The organism is Novosphingobium sp. KN65.2 (genome assembly GCF_001368935.1).
GTDB lineage: Bacteria > Pseudomonadota > Alphaproteobacteria > Sphingomonadales > Sphingomonadaceae > Novosphingobium > Novosphingobium mathurense.
In genome coordinates this window covers 1-22,183 of record NZ_CCBH010000205.1, presented here as the reverse complement: position 1 = coordinate 22,183, position 22,183 = coordinate 1, and the positions used below count along the sequence as shown (strand labels likewise).

Sequence of the window (22,183 nt, the reverse complement as noted above, 5' to 3'; positions counted from 1 at the left end):
CCCCCCCCCCCCCTTTCGCTATCGCTCAAGCAGGAGACCCGAGATGGACCTCTTCGACATTACTTCGCAGCGCACCGTCGAAGCCGCCGCCCGCCGTCTGGAATCGCTCGAACGCTTTGCTGACCGGCGCGACGACTTCCTCGCCACGATCGACCTCGATGCCCTCGATCGGGAGGCAGCCTACCGGATCTTCGCCGCCGACGAGGCGGTCATCGTGGAACTCGCTTTAGGTCACCTCTACATCGCCCACCTGGTCGACATGGACGCCATGCGCGCCGAGCTTTGCATCCACTGATCCACGACTGTCCTTTGGGCGCCAGGCACTGCCGGGCGCCCTCATTGCCGTACCAATCCTGGATGGGCGGATCGGTCCCACGTCGACGCGATACACTAGGAGGCATCCCTTGGCGCAGGATGGTGCTGCATGGCTTCGTCGACACGATGGCGCACCTTCCAAACGAACTCGCCTCCCAGCTGCCGCCAACAGAAAGGTGCCGACTTACAGCGTGCCGATGAAAACGGCGGCCCATATGAAACCACCATCGAGGTCTCATAGCATTTGAATCGGCGCTGCTCCTCCTTCGAGAAACGCCCGCCCTCCCATTCCACCTCTTCCAGCAAGAATGTCGCCGCACTCAAAGCGTGCCGAAAATCCAAGGCACTCATCATCAGGCGGCCGTGCTGGAATTTCAGGTGTGACTCAGGGGAATGCCTGGGCTTGCTCATGCCAAGGGAAGGGGTGGGCACATCACGCTGAAGCGTGACCGGGCTCTATTGCGCCAGGCCCGGCTTCGCCCTGGCCCTTCCAGGGCTGCAGGCGGACCAAGCTCCACCGAGCCAGCCTGCAGCCGTCTCGGCCCTTCGGGTCGCGATCCCTTGTGCGGGTAGCCGCGCCCGGAAGCGGCAGCGATGCCCCGCCCTTGCGTATCGGGCGCGGACAAACCTCAAACCAATATACTCTCACTGTTAGTCCAAGTTTGGCGCGCGGGCCTGGCCTCGGTCAAGGATCCGCGGTTCCCCCAATTTTCACGACGCTGCGCGCCGAGAAAATCGGCTCCCCCGCGGCCCGCTCGCGCGGCGTTAAGCCGGGTCCTGCGCTTTCGCTCCGGCTTTCCAGCTTAACGTCCCTGACCTCCTGACCACCGCGCTCCTGATGATGAGGGTCATCAAGAAGATGACGAAAAAACGAAAGGCTTAGCATGACCAGGTTCACTTCGTTCGCCGATCTCGCCGGTATTCTCGCCAACGACCGCATCGCCAGGGCTGCAGACAACGAAGTCCACGCCGCGACCTATGACGGTGCCTTCATCGAACACAGCGAACTCGCCAAGCTCTCGATCATGGCCGAACCCGAGGCGAGCGAAATGCCCGATCCGGACATGGCCCGCGCGGCTGTCGAACTCGCCGTCGGCACGATCTTCGACGTCTTTCGCGGCACCCGCATGGAGGAATTCGCGCAGCAAATCGTGTGGGGCTTCGTCAACTCATTCCACATGACCGCCCGCATCGCCGAGGGTCGCGAGGACGATGCTGCCAAGAAGCTGGGCGAACTGGCCCGCTACAACGACAACTCGGAAATCCATGCCGTCGAGATGGAGGACACGCAGCTCCTTTGCCGCACCTTGCAGGGATGCCGCGAAGCTCTCGAAGCCATGCGCGATCACGCTTCGCAGGTGTACCGCGTCGAGACCGGGAAACCCTTCACCGCCACGCGCGGCTCGCAGGTTTCCCGCACCAGCGCAACCGCCTCGCAGATTGCAGCGCGCGACTTTCTTGCGGCCCGCAACCGCCAGCGCAACGAAGACCACGCGCCGACCGGGCCGATGGTCGTCGTGTCGGGCGGGCAGGTCTGGCACGACCATGAAATGCTCTGGGATATCCTCGATGACATCAAGGCACGCATCCCCGAAATGGTGCTGGCCACGACCGGTATGCGCAAGGGCGTCGATGCCATCGCGACAGGGTGGGCCCAGGCGCGCAAGGTGAAGTCGATCGCCTTCGTCCCCAACAGCGCGCACGGCAACGCAGCGCCCTTCAAGCGCAACGAAAACCTCGTGCGCCTGCGTCCGGTCGAGGCCATCGTGTGCGAAGGTTCGGGCATCCAGTCCAACCTCGCGCAGCGTCTTCGTGCCGCGGGCGTGCCGCTGCATGTCCGCCGCATCGCCGAGCAGCGCCCTGCACCGCGCAGCAGCTGCGCGTAAGCGCCAAGAGGGAGGCTCGGGCTCCGGCCCGGGCCTCCCGCTTCTTTCCGTTGTGCTGAAGCGCGGCTCAGGGGCATCGAACCCCTTCGCCGCGATCAGGATATGCCCTGCGGTCAGATCAAATAGGGGCCAGGGATCCGCCTGCCGGATCCAGCCATCGCAATGCCTTGCCTACTGGGAGCTTCCATCCTGGTCGAGAGGTTGCGGAGCAAGCGGCGAGGGCGGTTGCCGGCGCGCCAGTCCCGCGCTGCCCGCGGCCCTTCGGCCGCCATGCAGCGACGGTCTGTCTTGCCGGATCACGGCCTGGCCGATGGGCCCCGCACCTTCGCCGCGTTGCGGCCCGGTGCCAGGCCCACCGGCTCGCCTGCGATGCACCTGATCGGGAGGTCGCGGCGCGAGAGACGAAGGGCGTTGATCGATCTCCTCACGGGCCGGGATCCAACGCCAAAAGGGGAGGGGGAAAGGGAAAGATGAGCCAGCTGCAGGAGTAAGGACATGCTGACTATCTTCCGCATCATCGACACCCAGACGCCCCTCGCCTCGGAGCCCGAATACATACCCGCGCACCAGCTCGCGACGATCGCAAACATGCTCATCGACAACGGCCTCATCGCCGACCTCGACGACGGTGAAATCGAAGGCACCGCCTGCAACTTCGAATTCAATCCAAGCTGTTTTTCCCTCGCTCAGTTTGCAACGATCTTCGCCGGGAATGATGCCGCCCTCAACGTCGTCGAAGAGGCTCAATATCATGGGCGCTCGGTTCGCATATCGGATCATGATGACGCTGGACGAACGATGATTTCGGTCAGCCAACATCTCGCGGTATCGCCAGACCTGGCTATGTCGCGAGAGCGCGCCAAACGTGTCCACGACTGCCTCGGCATCAACAACCGCGTGACACGATCTCTCCCTTTAATCGAGATCCAGCATCGCCTCGCAAAGCCGATGGTCATCGAACTTTTCAAAGAGCACGACCTGCTGACCACCTACGAATTTCTCCTGCGAATGTGTTCCATCGATTGCGGCAACGCCACACCGATGCTGGCCTGGGGCTAAGCCTCCCCCTTCCGGTAAATCTCTGGGCGCCTGGGCATTGCTCCGGCGGCCCATTTTTTGCCACAAGCCCCTGCGCCTCTGGCGTCAGGGTGTCCCGCTCAATTGAGGTTGACCGACCTAGCCGACCGGCTTCGCCGCCGCCTTCGGTTCCGCTTCGCCAGCGGCGGCCTCAAGGACCTCGATTGCCCTCTTGGGCTTCATCGAAACGGCCATGCCCAGGAGCGTAATCGCCTGTTCGATGCCGACCTTCCTGACGAGCTTGTGAAGCTCGCGCTCGGTCTCTTCGCGCTCCATCTCCTGAAGCTTTCTCTTGCGTTCCTCCAGCTCCGCTTCCGCTCGCTGGATCGCTTCTCGTTCCCGATCGATTTTCGATGCCATCGGCCTTGCACCTTTCGACGATTTGGACAGCACCATGGTCACCGATTTCGCGTCGGATTGCGACACCGAATTGCAGGAAAATTTCGTCTAAATCCCGATGGATATCTGACCACCATGACCCGGCATTTCACTGCGCCGACGGCCGTCCGCCAAGGCGTCTCCAGCCCCTTGGCAAGACCAGCCTCGCGGCTGATCCGGTCACCACAGGTGACCCTGACGGCCTTCATGAAGGCAGACCCGAGGCAGTCAGGACAAGACCTGGTCTCAGTCCCTGAGAGTAGCACACCCTATACGGCTGCGCCGTGGCTTTTCCTTTTGTTATCAATGCGATCCCATATGATACCACGGTATCAAATGGGATCAAAATGCCTTCTTCTCAGATAAGCGCAATAAATCAACTACTTGAGTGGTAATTCCTGATCCCGCGTTCTCAATGGACACCGCTTCGCACGGTGCGTAATATGCTACTGCGATAACCGAACCAGGTCCCACAGCCAGTGGGACTTGTTATGAATAGAACTTCTGTCAATCAGCAGATCGGCGTCAGAATGCCAGCGGACCTGGTCGCGCTGGTGGATCGTGTCGCGCACCTTAAAAATTGTGATCGACCGCAAGCCATTCGGGAGATCATCGCGTTTGGCGCCCCGCTTCTGATTGAAGGCAGAGGCGTCAACCTCAGTCGTGTCCTGTTCACGCTCGAAATCCTTGTCGAGGATTGCATCAAGCGAACCCTCACCGGCGGTCAGGACGATCTGACCACGCTCCTCAAATCCGCCCAGCGCAATGTCGAGCAGCACCATGTTTAAGGGCCGGGCAGAAGACATCCGCTTCAGCAAGAAAGCGGCCACCCTCGAGCATCATTCTTCACGCGGCGAGATTGTCCGAAATGCGGGCACCTTTACGCGCGGATCGCAATTGTTCTCGCACGAAGTCTCGATGACATGGGCGGGCATCCGGGTGCCCCTTTTCACATGGCTGGCGACCTCCGCGATGCTCTTCACGATCATCATGTTCTTCTACTTCCAGGAGCACGAGCTGCAGCTCGTGCTGATGAAAATCTACGCGCAATTGTGGGGCTGGATTTCGCTCAATCCGATGAAGGAAGTCCACCTCACATTGCCCGACGATTCCGTCGTCGCAGGGCGCATGGCATGGGTCCCGTATCACCCGGCAGTGGTCCTTGCCTGGTCGAAGTTCATGCACTTGATCGCCGCCTCGGGCATGGGGGCTGTCTTCATCTGCGCGCCGCTCACTATCTGGTTCATCGACTACTCGAGGCGGCGCGGCTCCGATATCCTCAAGGAACGCCACGAGCGCGGCTCACTCCTCATCGACCGGGCGGAACTCGACGCCCAGATCAGGGCCTTCAACACCAGATCCTTCACCGAGGAATGTGCGCGTCGCGACCCCCAGGCCGACCCGGCCGGAATCCTTGGGATGCCGCTCAAGGACCGCATCCGGCAAGGCTTTCATTCACCCTACCAGATTGCAACGCTTCCCTGTCCCTGGCGCCTGGAACAAAGCCACGCCATGCTCATCGGCACCACCGGCGCCGGCAAGACCACCGAACTCAAGAAGATCGTCACGCAGGCCCGCGCGCGCGGGCATCGCTGCGTCATCTTCGACCTCACCGGATCGTTCATCGAAAGCTTCTTTAATCCGAAGACGGATGTGATCCTCAACACGATGGACACGCGCTGCCAGCCCTGGACCATCTTCACCGATTGCGGCAACTATTCCGATTTCCTCTCGGCCGCCACCGCGCTCATTCCCAGTGGCCGCAACGCCGAGGACGACTTCTGGCAAAAGGCCGCACGCACCCTCTTCGTCGAGATGTGCATGAAGCTGATCGAGAAGGGCGCTCTTTCCAATGGGGCTCTTGCCTATCACCTGATGCAGGCGGACCTGAAGCGCATCAGCGAGGAGCTTGAAAACACCGTCGCTGCGCCGCTCGTTGCGACGCAAGCCGCTAAGATGGCAGAATCGATCCGGGCGACCTTCAACACCCACGCCAACGCCCTGCGGTTCATTCCCGATCCTCTGCCCGGACAGGAGGGATTTTCGATCAATAGCTGGATGGCTGACACCGAGAACGAAGGATCGATCCTGTTCATCTCGTCGAACCATAACGACCTCGTTCTCAACCGTCCGCTCCTGACCCTCTGGATGGACCTGTCGGTCAACGCCTTGTTTCGGATCGGACGCACGCGAAACCTGCGCACCTGGTTCCTTCTCGATGAGGTTCACGCGCTGCACCGCCTGCCGGCGATCGAACATGGTCTCCAGACTGCGCGTGCCGTCGGCGGGGCCTTCGTGCTGGGCATCCACTCGTTCGCGATGTTGGCGGAAACCTATGGCGAGAACGGGGCTGTCGGCCTCACCTCGCTTGCCGGCACCAAGCTCATTCTCAAGACCTCTGATCTCGAGACGGCGAAGCGCTGCTCGGACTTCATCGGCAGCCGCGAGGTGCGCCAGATGGATGAGGCCTACAGCTACGGGTACAACAACACCCGCGACGCCTCGACCATCACGCCGCGCAAGGAAGTCCAGCATCTCGTCATGCCCGACGACATCAAGGACATGCCGGCTCTCCATGGTTTCGTGAAGTTCCCTGACGGGTTCCCGGCGGCAAGGATCAAGCTCACCTGGAAGGACTACCCGGCTGTCGCCGAGGGTTTCGAGCGGGTGACCAGGATGCGCGCCTGCGAATATGTGCCCGACGAGGACGAAGATGAGGATTCAACCAAGGGCGAAGAGGGCCGCGAAAGCGATGGTCCTGCCAACGAGGATATTCCGATCGCGAAGCCTGCGGACGGCGAGCGCCATCCCGATGGAGATCCCCTCGAGGGCAAGACCGAGGCGGAGATTGAGGCTGAACAACTCGCCCGGCAATTTCCGCGCGCGCCCGCCAGACCGAGCGACGTCAATTCCCACGCGGACAAGATGCACAAGACCGGCTTTGCGGCCCTCCTTGAGCCCAAACAGACCGATGACGGGAAGGTGGATGAACCTCGGCACGGGGTCACAAATTCCGCCGACAAAAACCGTCCCCAGGTCACCGACCAACGGCAGGACGCGAAGGCTCCCGGCAAGGGCAGGGACCAAGACGAAAGCCTGATCCTCAAGGAACAGCGCCTGGGCATTGGAACTGAGCAGGAGAGTCGCGAGCCTGACGCCTGCGACGACTTCGAGCCGGAGATCTAAGCCATGCTCTCCGTCGCAACTGTGAAATCCGCCGGCGGCGCTGCCGCCTACTTCGGCAAGGACGACTACTACACCGGTGAGCATTCCTCCGAGCTGTCCGCCTGGGCGGGGAAGGGTGCCGAAGTGTTGGGGCTGTCGGGGGAGGTCACTTCGGCGGCCTTCGAGGCCATCCTCAACGGCGAATTGCCGGACGGCACCAAGGTCAACCAGGTCGCTAACCGGCAGGTTGGCACGGACCTCACCTTCTCGATGCCCAAGTCCGCAAGCGTGATGGCCTACGTCGCTGGCGACAAGCGCATCCTCGAAGCCCACATGGCGGCCGTCAAAGCCACCATGAAATGGGTCGAGAAGACCCTCGCCGAGACGCGCGACTATTCTCGCAACCGCAATGGCGAACCCGTCAAGACGGGAAACCTCACTTACGCCATCTTCCAGCACGACACGAGCCGCAAACTCGATCCGCAAGGGCACCTCCACGTCGTCGTCGCCGCGATCACGCAGACGAAGGAGGGCAAGTGGCAAGCGCTGTGGAATTCGCCGCTGTGGAAGAACAACACGCTGATCGGCGCTGCCTACCACGCCAGGATGCGCGAGGAACTTGGCAAGCTCGGCTACCAGACCGAGATTACCGGCAAGCATGGCCAGTTCGAGATCAAGGGCGTGCCTGCCAACGTCCTCGAGGCCTTCAGCCAAAGGCGTGAAGAGATCCTGGCGAAGGCCGCGCAAATCGGCGTCAGTTCCCCCAAAGGCCAGGACAGGGTTGTCGTCAATACGCGCGATGCCAAGCTGAATGTCGAGGACCGCAGTGCGCTACGAAAGGAGTGGCAGGCAACGGCCGCGAAGATCGGATTCGATGGCAAGGACCTTGTTGCCAGCGCACTCGAACGTTCAGGCCCCACGACAGAAAAGCCGATCGGCTTCCTCGCCAGGGTTCACGAGATCGTGTCTTCCGTCCAGGGCATGATCGGTGCCTACTTCCAGCCCGCCGATCCGCTTCTCACCAACGGTCTTGCCCGGGTCCTGATTTCGCCCGAGCAATTGCGGACCGAACTGGCCGTAGCTTCGGCGATCCGTCACCTGGGACAGCGCGAAGCCGCCTTCCCGAAGGGTGACATCCTCAAGACCGCGCTCAATTACGGCCTGCAGGGCGTCACGATCGATCGTGCGGAGCAAAGGATGATGACCCTGATCGAGAAGGGCCAACTCATCCCGGGGGCCTCACATCGGCTCGACGGCGAATTCACGCACATCACCACGCCCCAGCACGTCGCACAGGAGCGCAAGCTGCTCGCCGGTATCGACCTTGGCCGGGATGCCAGCACCGCGATCATGGCAGGGCGTGAAGTCGGCGAGCGGTTGAAGGCGATCCCCAGCGAACATGTGCCCAGCGCAGAGCAGCTTGCAGCCACCACGCTTGCGCTATCGACCAGTGATCGCATCGTCGTGATCCAGGGGATTGCTGGTGCCGGCAAAACCACGCTCATCAGCGGCATCAAGACCCTTGCCGCCGAAGAGGGACGGGAAGCGGTCGGCCTCGCGTTTGCGAACAAGATGGTGAGCACGCTTCGGAGCGAGGCCGGGATCAAGGCCCAGACCGTTTCCAGCTTCGTCAACGCCCATCTCAAGGGTGCCCTGGCAGGACAAGGCGATGCTTACGAGCACTCGCGTGAAGAGCTTGCCGGCAGGGTCTTCGTGCTCGACGAAGCCTCGCTGGTCTCGAACGAGGCCATGAACAACCTGGTCACGATCGCCAACACTTTCGAGGTCGATCGCCTCATCATGGTCGGCGACTTCAAGCAGCTGCAGTCGATCGATGCCGGCAAGGCCTTTCACCTCGTGCAAAGTCACGAGCCGGCGATGGCTACGCTGGCCATCAGTCAGCGCCAGAAGACCGAGCACATGCAGCAGGTCGCCGCTTTCAGCCGTGCAGGCAAGTTCAGGGAGGCCTTCGAAGTTCTTGGTCCGCGCGTGCAAAGCGAAGGCGACCGGTATCTCGAGAAGGCTGCCGACAAATGGCTGGCTCTCAGCGGAGAGGAGCGTGAGCGCACAGCGTTATACGCTTCAGGGCGGCTCGCCCGCCGCGAACTCAACAAGCTCACGCAGGATGGCCTCAAAGCTGAAGGCTCCCTTCTGGGCGAAGGGTTGACCCTGACCACGCTCGAGAAAGTCAACACCACGCGCGAGGAGCTGCGATACCAGCAGACTTACGCGAAAGGGCAGGTGCTCGAGGTGGCGCGCAATACCGCGCGCAATGCCGGGTCGGGTGGGCTCGCCCGCGGCCGCTATGACGTGCTTGGCGTCAACGCCAAGGGACAGGTTCTCCTTCAAACCGGGAAGGGGGTGAAATTCAGCTTCGATCCCCGGAAGATCGATCCAACTGACAAGTCCGATGCCCTGCAGCTTTACAACAAGGAGCAAGTCACCCTCTACGAGGGAGATCGGATCATCTGGGGCGCCAATGACAAGCCGCGCGGGATCGACAACGCCGACCAGGCCAAGGTCCTCTCGATCACGGACACGCACGTAAAGGTCGAGAATTCCAGCGGTCAGGTCATCGAGATTGACCGCTCCGACAAGATGCTCGAGCGTCTCGGGCTCGCCTACGCCATCAACATGCACCAGGCGCAGGGCATGACCACCGACAGGGGCATCGGCGTCCTCCATTCCGCCGAAACCAACCTTGCGACACAGCGCCTCTCCTACGTGATGATGACGCGTGTGCGCGAGGACATCGAGATTGTCACCAACGACAGCGGCCGGCTGATGGAAACCATCTCGCGCAACGCCGGTGACAAGCCCAGCGCGCTCGAAATGACCGGAGAAAAGGTCATGTCCGATTCCGCAAACAGCGCCCCCGTCAGGATGGAGTTGAATCATGGAACAGGCGGAGACGCGGGTCTCGGCATCGATCCGGGAAAAGCTGGCTTCAATCCGACAATTCCCGATGAGCTCGTTGTATCTCCGAAGAACGACGCAAGCCTTGCGGCTGCTGGTTTTACTGAGCACCTCAAAGCCTGCGAGCCAGCCAAGGAAGTCGATCTACCCGAACGCAACATCGAACGCAGCCGGTGAGGTTCATCACCATGCTCGGTCCAGATCAGAACGTTGCCGTCGTGCTGGGGGAGGGGGGAGCAGACCGTGCCAGCCCGGCCGCATGCGATCGTGGCGTTCCTGAAGGATCCAGGTGGGCAGGGGGCGGCGTCGGCCTCGCTGGTCAAGCTGACGCTTGCCGGCCTGCGGGCTAGAAGGGCGTGGCGCAAAAGCAGGCGCGGTCGCTGCGGTACCGCGGCGCAGTCAAGGATCCGCTCGTTGATCAGCCCCGCGGGCTCAATGAGCACGGTGCGCTCGCGGCGCTCGGCGACAGCCTGACCGATCACCGTGACAAGGCGCTGCTGTCGCTGGCATATGTCACTGGCCTGCGCGCGGGCGAACTGGTGCCTGTGCACGTCGAGGATGTCGCAGAGGCCATCGACGCCGACGCGCGGTTGCTGTGCATTGGGTTGACCCTGGATCTGTTCGCCACCGGCGAGGATGCCGGGCCTATCGTGCAGGCTCTGCATTGGACGTCGACCTCCACCGCGCTGCGCTACGGGCGCAAACTCGCGCCGTCTTCCAACGCGACCGCCCGCATGTTGCGGCAGGTCAGGAGTCTGCGGTTCTGGCGGGGAAATCCGTTGCCACCAATTTTGGCAGAGTTGGCCAGAAATCGGGGTGGGCAATGCCCGAAACTTCGTCAGCCGACGCAAGGGCTGCGAGCGGGTCGCGCGCCGGCAGCAGGGCATCGAGCCGTTCCAGCGCCCCGTCGGGGGCCGCAAATGTCGATGAGAAGCTCTCCGCGCGCGTCCTTGGCCGCGAGGGTGAGCTGCGCGGCCCGGGCGAGGGGAGGGGCCTCGCCGGCTGATCCACGACAGGAAGTCCTGCCGTTCGGCGGCGTCCCACGAGCGGGTGAGCTCTGAAGCCTCGAGCCCGGGGTTGTGCTCGGGGCCTTGGTCTTCTTGCGGAAAGTCGCGAACATGAATACGCCAAATCCCGCGCAGCGAGGCCCGTGCCAGCCCGTCGGGCACCTCGGCGCGCAGGTACGGCAGCGCCCCCTCGCGCCGCGCAAGGGCGAGTTGCCACGGGGGAGGGCCGTGATCCATGAAATATACTATCACGCTCAAGCGTATACTCGGCTTGTACGGCCCGATCACTGTCCGATAATGGCTCTTCACGGACAGTAGATTTGAGCGTATGTCCAGGCTGAATCTGTTGCAGGAAAGGTTGGGAAATGGCCAATGGAAGCGAGGATTCCGCCCCCAACGGAGTTCTGATCGCGTTGCAGTCCGTCGCCCCAGCATCCCTGGACGAAATCACTGTTCCAACGCGAATGTTGGGCGACGAGCTCACAGCCGCCCGCTCCTTTCGCGCCCAGGCCAAGGCCGCCAACACGATCCGCGCCTACACCAGCGACTGGAACCAGTTCGAGGGTTGGTGTGACGAGCGCGGGCTCGAGCCGCGCCCGGCCCGGCCTGAGGCGGTCGCGACTTATCTCGCCGCGCTGGCGATGGCGGGCAGGGCCGACAGCACCATTGGGCGCCATCTCGCGGCGATCGGATGGAAGCACCGCCAGGAAGGACTAGTCGCGCCGACTGCCCGTGACGAACGCATGGTCATTGCCGATACGCTGGCCGGGATCCGCCGGGAGCGACGAACTCGGCCGTCTCAGAAGAAGGCGGCCATCACCGCCAAGGATTTGGCAGCCATGATCGGTGCGGCCGATGGGGAGGGCATCCGTTCCATCCGCGACCGGGCGGTGCTCTCTCTGGGCATGGCGGCAGCGCTGCGACGCTCGGAACTGGTCGCGCTCGAATGGCGCGATGTGGAAATGTTGGACAAGGGCCTGAAACTGACGCTGCGCCACTCGAAGACCGACCAGGAAGGGGAGGGGCAGGTGATCGCGGTCCCTGTGGGCAAGGCACTCAAGCCAGTTGAGCGGCTCACGGCCTGGTTGGCGGTCCGTGGGAAGACTGCGGGCCCGCTGTTCTATCAGATCGACCCGCAAGGCCGACTGATAAACAAGCCGATGTCGGACCGCTCAATCGCGCGGCTGATCCAGAAGTACGCGGGACGTGCCGGTCTGAACGCGGAGAAGGTGGCGGGCCATTCGCTGCGAGCTGGATTTTTGACGGAAGCCTCGCGCGCGGGCGCAACCATCGCCAAGATGCAGGAGGTGTCGCGTCACAAGAAGGTCGAAGTGCTCTTGGGTTACGTTCGTTCGGCTGATTTGTTCGACGACCATGCAGGCGACGGATTTCTTTGACCAAAAATTGAAGAAACAAATGTTCAAATCTCGTGCCATGCCTGGCCGAGCGCATGTTTGGTGTTCATTCTGTTGATGGCGATTGAGAAGTGACCCGCTTCTACCGCGCACAAGCGGGCCCAGTCGGGGACAGTTCTACAAGGTGTCGCGTTCCACGATCACCCTTGCCAGCTCGCGTTTCAGCTGGCGGATAGTGGCATCTTTGCTTGTATCGCCAGACACTTACCCGCCCAACTGCCGATTCCAATCATAAAGCGAGTGCTGGCTGACGCCAAGCCGCTGCGAGACCTGCCTGCCGGATAACCGCCCTCAGTGATCTAGGCCACTGCATCACGCTTGAACTCATCACTGAAGCTGGGGTTTCCCCATCGTCGCCTCCCGTCCTCAAACTTAGGAATGAGAGCGTCCAGAAATATACGGGCTATTCAGGGATCGCTGAAGTGCGGCGGCGGTGGCAGGCGCTGATCGGCGGGGCCTGGACTTGGTTGCGGTTCTAAACGGTTACGACGAATGACAGCTCCGAACAAAGAGCGGGCCATTTGCGGTCCGGCAGCATCGGTCCATAACTGCTTCAATCCGCTCCCCGATTAACACTGTCGATATCTGTTCCTCGTCAACCACATGAAGCGCGGAAACTAGCATTCGACGTTTGCTCTATGTGGCGCGCGCTGAGCAGGGGAACGGGCATTCAAGCCCGCCCTGAACGCTCCCGCTGAGAGGAGTGACGGATCGGATTTCGCGAGCACGTTCGTCGTCGGAGGAGCGTGCTCATTCGCGGCCGCTGCAAGCGCGGCGCTTGTTCTCGTCCGCTAGTTAGCTACCCATCGTCCAACCGCCGCCGCCGAGGAGGAAGGCGTCGCCCTCGCGTAGCTTGATGGCGGTACTCAGCAATTCTACCAGCGTGTCCATTTCCCGCCCGATCAGGTCGTCGAAGAGTCGAAGTCCGCTCGAGCGCAGGTTCGGTGTCGCCGTTTCCAACGCCTTGATCATCGGCAATGCCACTTTTTCGACGAAGCTCCCGATATCGTCGACACCGCACTGCGCCAGAAATTCGTTGAGGTTGTGGAGTGGGCCCCTGTGGTCGGACAGAAGTCAGGCGGCAGTTTTGACCATCAGGCGGGCGTGTTGCTCTTCGAACTGGGCTGGGCTGAGATAGCCCAAAGCGGAATGTAGACGGTGGCGGTTGTAGACGTCTTCGATGAATGGCGGAAGCAGAGTTGCAACGTCGTCATAGGTCTCGAACGCCATCGGGTAAACCGCCTCGACCTTGAACGTTTTCATGAAGCTCTCGGCTTTGGCATTGTCGTACGGGTTTCCTCGCCTGCTCATCGAACCGACGATGCCGTTTGCAGCCAGGATTTCCCTGTACGCGGCAGCCGCATATTGCGATCCGCGGTCCGAATGATGAGCGAGGCTGGATGGTGGTTGGCGGCTTGCGATGGCGGTCTTGAGGGCCGCGATGGCCAGGCGCGCATCGATGGATTGGCCAATGGCATAGCCGACGACCTTGCGCGACCAGGCATCAAGGATGATGGCGACGTAAGCAAATCCGGTGTTGATGGCGACGTAGGTGAGATCAGCGACCCAGAGTTGATCCGGGCCGCTCAGCACGACAGACTTGGCCAGATCCGGAAAGATCGGCAGGTCGTGGGCACTGTCAGTGGTCGCGACGTAACGTCGGCGACGGCGGGGCTGCAAGTCGTGCTCGCGCATCAACCGTTTGATCCGCCTATGATTGGCAATGATGCCTTGGTGCTGCAGGGCAGCCCGGACCCGGCGCCAGCCATAGGCTTCGAACTCGTCAGAAATCGCGGTGATGGCGACGAGCAGCTCTGCGTCATCGAGCCGTTGAGCCGGGTCGCGATAGTAGGTCGATCGTGCGATGCCCATCAGCTGACATCCTCGCGCGACGGACATGCCGAAGGGCCGGTGATGACGGATGTAATCCCGCTTCTCGGACGGTGTGCACTTCGCAGAGCCCCCCTTAGAAACTCCAACTCGAGCGTCTGCTTGCCAACCCGGCATTCGAGGGCGGCGATCCGTGCCTCGTACTGCTGGACAAGGTCTGCGGAGCGGGCGTCATCGTCGAACGCACCACCCTCGTATGTCTCGATCCAGACGCGGATCAGTTGGCGGGAAATATCGTGACGCTTGGCCAGACCATGCAGCGTCTCGCCGCCGAGGTATTCCTCGACGACCTGCCGCTTGAACTCCAAACTATGTGATCGATGTCTCGGCATCGGCTCTTCTCCAAGAGCCCGACCCCACGGTCAATTATCCTTTTCCGCCTGTCCGACCCCAGGGGCCCACTCCACTCCTGGGTCAATTCTCAGCGCTACTCAACACTGTCTTCGATTGCCCAGCGCTGACCTTCGACGGAAACAAGCGCCTGGATGCCTGTCCCGGCGGGGCACCAGGTTGTGAAGAAAGCGAGATCGCCTTCGCTAATATTGCGGCGGATAAGAAGGCCACGGGTCAAAAGTCCCGATTTCGTCTCATCATATTCATCAGCTTCGAGATCGGCGAGTTCGCAATAAGCCCAGTCATGAAGACGCGCGCCCTTGGTTCCCTCGCCAGCAGACAGGCGCTGCCCTGCATCGGGCGCAAGATCACGGGCAATCTCCTCCGCTTTGCCCGCGACCAGAGGCTTGCTTGCCCATGAGCCGAAGTAATGATCGGATTTGACCCAGAGAACATAGCCTTTACAGGCTCGGCGCAGCGCGCCTTCTATGTCGCCAACGCCGTATACTGCTTCGGCCGCCACCCAGGAAAAAGGTATATTTGCCGACAGCGCGCGCCCGATCATGTCGACAGCCAAAGCCGGTTTGGTGGCGAAGGCGATGGTTTCGGGAACGTGTGTGGCAGCCAGCTTCGTTGGATCGCCGGTGCAACTCTTGGGCAAATAAAGCGCACGATCAATGAATGCATGACCCCGTGCCGACACATAGGCGGCGAACACCCCGATCTGGCAGTTCGTGATCTTGCCCGCCGAACCGGTATATTGACGCGCAACCCCACAGGATGCCTAGCCCTGCTTAAGGAACCCGGTCTCATCTATGACCAGAACGGCGTCCTGTGTGCCGAGGTTCTCGACAACATACATGGGGTAATCGCGGGGTGCGCTCCCACGCGATCAGGATGCGCTGGTCAGGTGGTTGCCCCCCGGTAGGATGAAATACGGGCTCACGATGGTGACCGGGCCGAGCATCGGACGGGAGACAACCATGGAGCAGTTTATCGGCCTCGACGTTTCATTGAAAGAAACATTCATCTCGGTGCGCGAGGGTGGCCAGCGGGTCTGGCGTGGCAAATGCCCCTCCGACCCCAAGCTTATTGCCGAGATGGTCCGCAAGCGGGCGCCAGACGCAGCACGGGTTGTATTTGAAACCGGGCCCTTGTCGGTGTGGTTCTACCACGCCCTGCGCGAGGAAGGCCTGCCGGCGATCTGCATCGATGCTCGTCATGCGAAGGCTGCGCTCGATCTGGCGCGAAACAAGACGGATGCCAATGATGCCGACGGCCTGTCTCACTTGGCTGAGGTTGGCTTCTACCGCGAAGTTCGTGTGAAAGCCTTCGATAGCATGCTGACGCGAACGCTCGTTGCAGGCCGCAAACAACTGCTGAAGATGACGACCCAGCTATCCAATCAAATCCGCGGCTTGATGAAGACCTTTGGCCTCATTGTTCCCAAAGGTGCGGGGCGGCTGTTTGCGTCCCATGTTCGCGAGCTGCTTGCCGACAATCCAGGGCTGGAAATGATCATTTTGCCCTTGCTCGAGTCTTGGCTCAGCATTCGCCCGCGGACAGCAGAACTGACCAAGCAGCTCATTGCGTCTGCGCGCATGAGTGATCAGTGCCGACTGCTGTCATCGATCCCGGGCGTCGGAGTGGTTACCGCGAGCTCATTCATAGCTGCGATCGAAGACCCGGAGAACTTCAGGAAGTCGCGGTCGGTGGGCGCATGGGTAGGCCTGACGAACAGGCGATACCAATCTGGTGAAGTTACTATGACGGCCACTTTTCGCGGCGGGGCGATAATCATTTGCGCTCGCTCCTCTATGAAGCGGCGGTCACGATCATGACGCGGACCAGGAAAGAAAGCGCGCTGCGGACGTGGGGCCTCAAACTGAAAGAAAAGATCGGATTCAAGCGGGCGGCTGTCGCCGTCGCGCGAAAGCTGGCGGTTATCATGCACACCATGCTTCGGACCGGTGAGCTGTTCAGACATTCGGAGCCGACCGCCGCATGAATTGACGTCAGCCGAGCGGAGCACCACTCACCGGCTGTTGGGATATAAAGTTCGCGTCTGACGAAACTGGCGCGCCGAGCCGTCCCTGTCGGGGCGCGGACAGGATCATTCCGCTGCGAGAGTTGCAGTCGCCACCGTTCTACTGCCGGCGAATTGCGTTAAACACATCGGAAGATCCTGCCCACGAAGACCCATCCTGCGGCGTGCATGACCCGACCGCGTAAAAGACCATGTACCCGACAAACGGCGCGATCGGTGACCAGTAGCTGACGAGACATTGACCTGCATGCATCTGCGACAACGCTATCGTGGATCAGAGGGGTATGCCCGCCGCGCCTGATTGACAGGTTAGCGATTAAAAGACTCACGCACAATGTCGCGCATCCCGTCCGCGTCCCAGCGCCCCCGGCCCAAAATGCCCTGCTGGCGCCAAGGCCCCGGATCACCCGCCGCCTCAGCGCGCATCCAGCCCGTCTTGCGGCGCTCGTCGCCCAACAAACCATCCAGGAAGAGGTTCGCTGACGCTGCAACTCGTTCCTGCGTGAACAGGTCGCGCATCCGAGCCGTCATGTCGCGAAGCGACGATGCCCATAGCTCCAGCGTGGTCTCAATCGATGCACCGTCATCCACGGCCTCCTTACCATGGAGACCCATTGATTCAGATTTTCAATCAATGTGCAATTGTAATGGTAGGGCTTGTGTATGGTTCGCACGCTGGAGAGGGGCGATGTTGGTGCAGCTTCTACGTGCTCCTATGGGGCTCCTACGAAGTTGGGGCGCCGAAGGTCATTTCCCCGGCGCGGACCAATCATCGCGGTTATTCGATCGGTCCAGAAAGGCTATTTCTTAAGAGGAAAATTGATGTGCGCCGGTGCCCATCGTCTGCGGAGGATGGCCCAGAGATCCCCGTTCCGCGCAGCGTCGCCAAGGTCTCAGCGCAAGGATCGGATCCACCAGAGGCCGGTAAGCGCGGCGAGCGAACCTGCGCCGGCTCCGACACCAATTCCCCATCGCGCGCCCCAGTTGTCAGCAGCGTAGCCAACGAGCAGGGAGCCCAATGGTACGCAGCCGAGGGGAACCGCGAACAGCACCGCGACGGTACGGCCACGGATCGACGGCTCGGTCGAGATCTGGGCATAGCTGTTGCAGTTTGACGTGAAAGTCTGTGTCGCCACACCCAGGCATAATAGGGCCAGCGCGAAAAGGGGGAGGGTGGGCGCGATGGCGGCGAGCGCCAGGCAAACGGCATAAGCCGTCGCGCCGACTGTCAGAACCGTCATGTTCGGATCCCCTCGGTGGGCGTTGAGCAGCGCGCCGATCAAGGAACCGACCGCCAAAGCGGAGGTCAGGAGGCCAAACATCTCGGCGCCGGCGTGAAATTCTTTCGTCACCATCGTAGTTATGAAGATTGGGGAGTTGATGCCCACGGCGGTGATGAATGTCAGCATGGCAAGCACCGTCATCAGATCGGCGCGTCCAAAGATCTGACGGAACCCTTCCGCCATGCCCACCCTAACTCCGCGATAACCGCCGCGGCCCGACAGTTCATTCCTAAGCTTCATGAGCGCCGCCAGCATCGGCACGAACGTCAGCGCGTTTACGATGAAGACCCATCCGGTTCCCACTGCGGTGATGAGAATACCGGCCGTGGCAGGACCGATCAGACGGGCAATGTTAAAGGATGAGGAATTAAGCGCGATCGCATTGGAAAGATCCGCTTGCTCTACAAGGTCACCCGCGATGGTTTGTCGTGCGGGACCATCGAAGGCAGATATGCATCCGAGGACACCTGCGAGGGTATAGACCTGCCATAGCTGAACCTCGCCGGACAAGCTGAGCGCGCCTAGCAGGAAGGCTGCGATACCCATGGCCGCGTTGGTGATCAGCAGTACTGAGTGCCGCGAGAATCTGTCGGCGATCGCCCCGGTGAGCGGCATGAAGAGGAGTTGCGGTCCAAATTGGAGACCGGTCGTGATTCCGACTGCAACGGCCGAATGATCGGTTAACTGCGTGAGGACGAGCCAGTCCTGGGCTGCCCTTTGCATCCAGCTGCCGATATTCGAGATGAGCGCGCCGCTCGCCCAGATGCGGTAATGGGGCGTGCGCAGGGATCGAAACATGTCGGCCATGATGTGCAGGTGGCCGAGCCTTAGGCCTGGCGCTAATGCCAAATAGGAAAAAGCTCATTCTTGCTTTTGGGAACGAGAGAGCCGCCGTAGCTCAACCAAACCCTCGCGCAAACGCCGCCGTGCGAGATGGTTCGCAAGCCATCCAAGACCGGGAAACCTGCTGCGGTACCGCATGTTCCAGCGAAGGCCTATTTGGTCCTGCTCCGCAGCAAGCGCGATCGCCCCCAGATGATAGGCGAACAAGCCAGATCTGGCGACACGATAGAGGACGGCTCGGTCGTTCGTTGCGGACCTGCCGATCTCGATCGCTACGCTGGCGGCGCGGTCTGCGAAAACCTTGCGAATGGTCGCGACAAGCGGGGCGAAATCACCGGCTCCCAGCGTCGCTTCCGCCTCGGCTGGTGCGGCCGCCAGCAATATGGTCTCCGTCAATTCATGGTCGCACGGTATGGCCGAAGAAGAGATCGGGCTGGGTATGAAGCCAAAGGTCACACTTTCTCTGGCCCAGAGTATCTCGGTGGAAAACCCAAGAGGGTCATTTACATATACCATGCCGCACGCGCCGAAGTCCAATGGCGCGCGATTTGGCTGGGCGCCAAGTTCAAGCGTCCGTCGGTAGATGCGCCTGTGCGCTCGCCGCGAATGCACGCCGAATCCGATATTCAGGATGCCGATGTCGGAAATCCGGTAGGTGCTGGACCGCGGCGTGCCGATGGGATCGGAGTATGAAACGATTTCGAGTATGATCTCGCCGCAGTCAAAGGTGGCGCGCTGGCACTGAGCACCGGAGAGGCCCCAGATGATTTCGTGGGCATCGTCATGCAAAGCCGTGGGCGATGGCGCGGCTCCAGTGATCGCGGCAAAATAGCGGAGCGATGCGTCGAAATCCGGGGTGGAAAGCGTCACGGATCTGAGTGTCGCCTGGCTAGCTACAGTGGAGCGGGGCGCATTGGGGAGCGGATCGGTTTCCATGATCTCGACAAAAACGCCGTCAGGGCTGCGCACGCAGGCTCGGCGCACGCCATGGTGTCCCACCACGGAACCTACAGGCGCGCTGCCCAGCGCAGCGAGCCGCTTGAGCGTCTCATCGAAGTCGGCGACATGCACGCCCATCCGCGAGTAACCGATGTCGCAGGCGCGAAAGTCATTTGGAATACAGCGGCCAAGAGGGCGGGTGAACTGAAACATCTCCAACTGAGCCCGCTGGTTGCAACCTATCATGAACCAGCAGGTCGATCGCGCGCCGGGAATGCCCTGCGCCGAGCCGGAAAAGGGCAGGCTCATGAGCAGGCGGGTACCGCCGGCGGTCAGAAAGCCCAGTCCGTCCGTGAACCAGCGGGCGGTCTTTTCAAGGTCCATGACGGACAGGGCGATCTGGTTCAGAACCGGCCTTTCGGCGGCGATCATTTGGCTGGATCGTTCCAGGCGGAATAGTTCAAAGCCTCAAGATCCGTTTCGAATTGCCCGCCATACCAGCGGCCGAGATCGATATTGTTCGAGTCCTTGAAGCCTTCATGGCAATAGAGTTCGAAGAGGTTGCCAGACGGATCGCGAAAATACATCAGCGCCTCGTTCCGAAAGCGCGTCCAGATCCGGTCGCAAGGGACGCCAAAACTGAGCAAGCGTTCGCGCATGGGCTCCAGCCGTTCCGGGTCGATATCTAGCCCGTAATGCGGATATTCCGCTTTTCTGCCGGTATATCCCGAAGGCTGAAGAGAGAAGCCCAGCAGGAAATTCCCAGGCATCGACACGATTCCGAACGTGTCGTTTTCATATTTGCCAAGCGGGATCGCGCCGAAGATAGAGGACCAGAAACGAAGCGCTTCATCCACGTCTCGCACCGGCATCGCGACGTGATTGAACCCGACGATCCCTCGCGTGTTCGGGTCGCGATCCATCAGCTGCTGTTCCATCAACCTCTCCTGTTTTTGCATGATGAACCGAATCAAGCCTCGGTCCCGCAGCGTTCTATTACAGTTGTAATAGAACGTCCAGAGAGGTAGAGGTTCCTATCCGCCGGGAACAATAGCGGGAACGAAAGGAGACGGTGCATGGTCGGCAGGCTGGAAGGCAAGGTTTGCGTGATTACCGGAAGCGGCGGCAGCATGGGGCGCGCGGCAGCCCTGCTCTTTGCTGCCGAAGGCGCGGCAATTGTGGGTTGCGATGTCAATGTGGAGCGCGCCAGCGCGGTGTGTGAGGAGGTTATCGCGGCAGGCGGACATATGGTATCGCTTGAGCCTTGCGATCTGACTGATCCTGTGAATTGCAGGCAGTTGGTCGATCTGGCCGTTGAGACCTATGGCAAGATTGACGTCCTCTTCAACAATGCTGCCATGGCTTACTTCGGCTGGATTGACCAGATGCCAGCCGACGACTGGTACAAGACGATCGATCAGGAATTGCATATCGTCTATCTGCTCGTTCGCGCCGCGTGGTCCGAGCTCACCCGATCGGGTGGCTCGATCATTAATGTGGCCTCGATCTCTGCCTGGCAGTCGCTGCGCGGCCATCCCGGTCTCGCCCATTGCGCGGCCAAGGGCGGTGTGTTGGCCATGACCCGCCAGCTGGCGCAAGAGGGCGCGCCATATGGGCTGCGGGTCAATTCGATTTCGCCAGGGATCATAGAAACGCATCAGACCGCGACTTACCTGTCGGACGAAGCGTTCAGGCGGTCAGTGACAGAATCGACGATGCTGGGACGGGTGGGTAAGCCCGAGGATATCGCATATGGCGCGCTTTTCTTTGCTTCTGACGAAAGCAGCTTCGTCACTGGAAGCGATTTGCTGATCGATGGCGGAGCCCGAAACTGGTGAGGCGCCGCTGTTCGCCTTTCCGCGGGGTTGGTGCTAGCAGCGAGTGGGTATTCGCCACGGGAGCAATGGATGCCGGTCTATGTGGACCATGCCAAGAGACGCGCTGAACTCATTGAGGTGGCCATCGAACTGATCGCCGAAAGCGGACTGGAGGGCGCAAGCGTCCGCTCCATTGCAAGTCGTGCCGGGTACAGCGCGGTCGTGGTCGCGCATTATTTCCGCAACAAATCCGAGTTGCTGCGACAGGCGTTTGAACGGACGATAGAGCTCACCGGGGTGCGGATCGATGAGGCGATCTCGGCCGGAAGCGATGTGCTCGCCACGCTCGAAATCATGCTGCCGACAGAGCCGGTATCCAGCAAGACGTGGAAGGTCTGGTTCGCATTCTGGGGAGCGGCACTTTCAGAACCTGCTTATCAAATGGCCCAAGCGACGAGGGGGCGTGAAGGAAGGGAAATTATCAAGCGGGTGCTCGACCAGTGCAGCGCCATACCCTTAGGGGCTGCCGGTGGCCGGGAGGTGCAGTCGGCGCGGCTCCTGGCACTTATCGCGGGGATTGCCGCGATCGCGACATTCGACCCCGAGCTTTGGCAGCCGGAATTTCAACGTCGCATTCTACGGAGCGAACTCGACGATCTCCGAAACAGCCTATAGGCGATATGCGTCATATCCTGACTCCGCACCGCCGCCGGAAAAATGAGTGATGCTAGACATGGCGTGCTCACCTGATGCGTCGCCTGATCCCGATTGCACCCTAAACGACGAGTTCAAGCTCGCTTGCTCCTACTCGTAAAGCGCGCCACTTAGCCCGCACTATTCATGAAGCATCAGTGGCGGAATTGTTTGGCGGC

At 61.1% G+C, this 22,183-nt stretch carries 17 protein-coding genes and 3 pseudogenes; 10 read left to right on the top strand and 10 right to left on the bottom strand.

Translation table 11 applies throughout. From position 1 onward, the window contains the following. The 3 genes from SPHV1_RS22245 to SPHV1_RS22230 all read left to right on the top strand — a co-directional run. On the top strand, positions 1 to 295 hold a 295-nt coding region (locus tag SPHV1_RS22245; RefSeq protein ID WP_231634818.1), incomplete at its 5' end, for a hypothetical protein. A gap of 904 nt (positions 296 to 1,199) precedes the next feature. Continuing rightward, positions 1,200 to 2,201: a DUF2493 domain-containing protein gene (locus SPHV1_RS22235; protein WP_054948184.1), complete on the top strand. Its 1,002-nt coding sequence runs from the start codon at positions 1,200 to 1,202 to the stop codon at positions 2,199 to 2,201. A gap of 495 nt (positions 2,202 to 2,696) precedes the next feature. Further along, on the top strand, positions 2,697 to 3,260 hold the full coding sequence (locus SPHV1_RS22230) for a hypothetical protein (RefSeq protein ID WP_054948183.1): 564 nt from the start codon (positions 2,697 to 2,699) through the stop codon (positions 3,258 to 3,260). A 117-nt stretch (positions 3,261 to 3,377) separates the two neighbouring features. Here SPHV1_RS22230 and SPHV1_RS25180 read toward each other — a convergent pair whose 3' ends face one another. Together SPHV1_RS25180 and SPHV1_RS22225 are read right to left on the bottom strand one after the other, a co-directional pair. Beyond that, complete coding sequence (locus SPHV1_RS25180; protein ID WP_156367425.1) at positions 3,378 to 3,638, bottom strand: hypothetical protein; 261 nt, start codon at positions 3,636 to 3,638, stop codon at positions 3,378 to 3,380. Positions 3,639 to 4,102: 464 nt separating this feature from the next. Next, positions 4,103 to 4,438, bottom strand: a complete 336-nt coding sequence (locus tag SPHV1_RS22225; protein ID WP_054948182.1) for a hypothetical protein — start codon at positions 4,436 to 4,438, stop codon at positions 4,103 to 4,105. Here SPHV1_RS22225 and SPHV1_RS22220 point away from each other — a divergent pair. The 4 genes from SPHV1_RS22220 (at position 4,437) to SPHV1_RS22205 (ending at position 12,141) form a co-directional block, all read left to right on the top strand. Beyond that, positions 4,437 to 6,842 (top strand): type IV secretion system DNA-binding domain-containing protein, encoded by a 2,406-nt coding sequence (locus tag SPHV1_RS22220; protein ID WP_054948181.1) that lies wholly within the window; start codon positions 4,437 to 4,439, stop codon positions 6,840 to 6,842. The genes SPHV1_RS22225 and SPHV1_RS22220 overlap by 2 nt on opposite strands. A gap of 3 nt (positions 6,843 to 6,845) precedes the next feature. Then, complete coding sequence (gene mobF / locus SPHV1_RS22215; RefSeq protein ID WP_054948180.1) at positions 6,846 to 9,914, top strand: MobF family relaxase; 3,069 nt, start codon at positions 6,846 to 6,848, stop codon at positions 9,912 to 9,914. A gap of 179 nt (positions 9,915 to 10,093) precedes the next feature. Then, positions 10,094 to 10,798, top strand: a complete 705-nt coding sequence (locus SPHV1_RS25905; RefSeq protein ID WP_054948179.1) for a site-specific integrase — start codon at positions 10,094 to 10,096, stop codon at positions 10,796 to 10,798. A gap of 410 nt (positions 10,799 to 11,208) precedes the next feature. After that, positions 11,209 to 12,141, top strand: a complete 933-nt coding sequence (locus tag SPHV1_RS22205) for a site-specific integrase (protein ID WP_369817973.1) — start codon at positions 11,209 to 11,211, stop codon at positions 12,139 to 12,141. 813 nt (positions 12,142 to 12,954) lie between these two features. On the opposite strand, the gene SPHV1_RS25170 is transcribed toward SPHV1_RS22205, so the two are convergent. The 4 genes and pseudogenes from SPHV1_RS25170 to SPHV1_RS22190 all read right to left on the bottom strand — a co-directional run. After that, positions 12,955 to 13,131, bottom strand: a complete 177-nt coding sequence (locus SPHV1_RS25170; protein WP_156367424.1) for a hypothetical protein — start codon at positions 13,129 to 13,131, stop codon at positions 12,955 to 12,957. A gap of 102 nt (positions 13,132 to 13,233) precedes the next feature. Continuing rightward, positions 13,234 to 14,058 carry an IS3 family transposase gene (locus tag SPHV1_RS22200; RefSeq protein WP_231634816.1) on the bottom strand — a complete coding sequence of 275 codons (825 nt, stop codon included), beginning with the start codon at positions 14,056 to 14,058 and terminating at the stop codon, positions 13,234 to 13,236. Further along, positions 14,031 to 14,381, bottom strand: coding sequence for a transposase (locus SPHV1_RS22195; protein WP_054948177.1), 351 nt, complete (start codon positions 14,379 to 14,381; stop codon positions 14,031 to 14,033). Before SPHV1_RS22195 ends, SPHV1_RS22200 begins: the two co-directional genes overlap by 28 nt. Before the next feature lie 98 nt (positions 14,382 to 14,479). Next, positions 14,480 to 15,241 (bottom strand): annotated as a pseudogene (locus SPHV1_RS22190) (IS701 family transposase); the annotation flags it as partial. A gap of 124 nt (positions 15,242 to 15,365) precedes the next feature. Between SPHV1_RS22190 and SPHV1_RS22185 the strand changes: the two are divergent. After that, positions 15,366 to 16,390, top strand: a pseudogene (locus tag SPHV1_RS22185) (IS110 family transposase). Positions 16,391 to 16,753: 363 nt separating this feature from the next. Here SPHV1_RS22185 and SPHV1_RS22180 read toward each other — a convergent pair. The 4 genes and pseudogenes from SPHV1_RS22180 to SPHV1_RS22165 all read right to left on the bottom strand — a co-directional run. Beyond that, positions 16,754 to 17,034 (bottom strand): annotated as a pseudogene (locus SPHV1_RS22180) (IS701 family transposase); the annotation flags it as partial. A gap of 288 nt (positions 17,035 to 17,322) precedes the next feature. After that, positions 17,323 to 18,519, bottom strand: coding sequence for an MFS transporter (locus tag SPHV1_RS22175; RefSeq protein ID WP_054948175.1), 1,197 nt, complete (start codon positions 18,517 to 18,519; stop codon positions 17,323 to 17,325). A gap of 54 nt (positions 18,520 to 18,573) precedes the next feature. Beyond that, entirely contained in the window at positions 18,574 to 19,926 is a 1,353-nt protein-coding gene (locus SPHV1_RS22170) for a VOC family protein (protein WP_054948174.1), read from the bottom strand. Then, positions 19,923 to 20,432 (bottom strand): VOC family protein, encoded by a 510-nt coding sequence (locus SPHV1_RS22165; protein WP_054948173.1) that lies wholly within the window; start codon positions 20,430 to 20,432, stop codon positions 19,923 to 19,925. Before SPHV1_RS22165 ends, SPHV1_RS22170 begins: the two co-directional genes overlap by 4 nt. A gap of 138 nt (positions 20,433 to 20,570) precedes the next feature. Between SPHV1_RS22165 and SPHV1_RS22160 the strand changes: the two genes are divergently transcribed. After that, on the top strand, positions 20,571 to 21,332 hold the full coding sequence (locus tag SPHV1_RS22160) for an SDR family NAD(P)-dependent oxidoreductase (RefSeq protein WP_054948172.1): 762 nt from the start codon (positions 20,571 to 20,573) through the stop codon (positions 21,330 to 21,332). A 69-nt stretch (positions 21,333 to 21,401) separates the two neighbouring features. After that, positions 21,402 to 21,986 (top strand): TetR/AcrR family transcriptional regulator, encoded by a 585-nt coding sequence (locus tag SPHV1_RS22155; RefSeq protein ID WP_054948171.1) that lies wholly within the window; start codon positions 21,402 to 21,404, stop codon positions 21,984 to 21,986. Positions 21,987 to 22,183: the final 197 nt, after the last annotated feature.

Bases quoted from the DNA above. Each gene is read 5' to 3' on its own strand.
- SPHV1_RS22160 (WP_054948172.1), top strand. From the start codon at position 20,571: ATGGTCGGCAGGCTGGAAGGCAAGGTTTGCGTGATTACCGGAAGCGGC.
- SPHV1_RS22195 (WP_054948177.1), bottom strand. From the start codon at position 14,381: ATGCCGAGACATCGATCACATAGTTTGGAGTTCAAGCGGCAGGTCGTC.
- SPHV1_RS22235 (WP_054948184.1), top strand. From the start codon at position 1,200: ATGACCAGGTTCACTTCGTTCGCCGATCTCGCCGGTATTCTCGCCAAC.
- SPHV1_RS22165 (WP_054948173.1), bottom strand. From the start codon at position 20,432: ATGGAACAGCAGCTGATGGATCGCGACCCGAACACGCGAGGGATCGTC.
- SPHV1_RS22200 (WP_231634816.1), bottom strand. From the start codon at position 14,058: ATGTCCGTCGCGCGAGGATGTCAGCTGATGGGCATCGCACGATCGACC.
- mobF (WP_054948180.1), top strand. From the start codon at position 6,846: ATGCTCTCCGTCGCAACTGTGAAATCCGCCGGCGGCGCTGCCGCCTAC.
- SPHV1_RS22225 (WP_054948182.1), bottom strand. From the start codon at position 4,438: ATGGTGCTGCTCGACATTGCGCTGGGCGGATTTGAGGAGCGTGGTCAG.
- SPHV1_RS25170 (WP_156367424.1), bottom strand. From the start codon at position 13,131: ATGATCAAGGCGTTGGAAACGGCGACACCGAACCTGCGCTCGAGCGGA.
- SPHV1_RS22230 (WP_054948183.1), top strand. From the start codon at position 2,697: ATGCTGACTATCTTCCGCATCATCGACACCCAGACGCCCCTCGCCTCG.
- SPHV1_RS22220 (WP_054948181.1), top strand. From the start codon at position 4,437: ATGTTTAAGGGCCGGGCAGAAGACATCCGCTTCAGCAAGAAAGCGGCC.
- SPHV1_RS22170 (WP_054948174.1), bottom strand. From the start codon at position 19,926: ATGATCGCCGCCGAAAGGCCGGTTCTGAACCAGATCGCCCTGTCCGTC.
- SPHV1_RS22155 (WP_054948171.1), top strand. From the start codon at position 21,402: ATGCCGGTCTATGTGGACCATGCCAAGAGACGCGCTGAACTCATTGAG.
- SPHV1_RS25180 (WP_156367425.1), bottom strand. From the start codon at position 3,638: ATGGCATCGAAAATCGATCGGGAACGAGAAGCGATCCAGCGAGCGGAA.
- SPHV1_RS22175 (WP_054948175.1), bottom strand. From the start codon at position 18,519: ATGGCCGACATGTTTCGATCCCTGCGCACGCCCCATTACCGCATCTGG.
- SPHV1_RS22205 (WP_369817973.1), top strand. From the start codon at position 11,209: ATGTTGGGCGACGAGCTCACAGCCGCCCGCTCCTTTCGCGCCCAGGCC.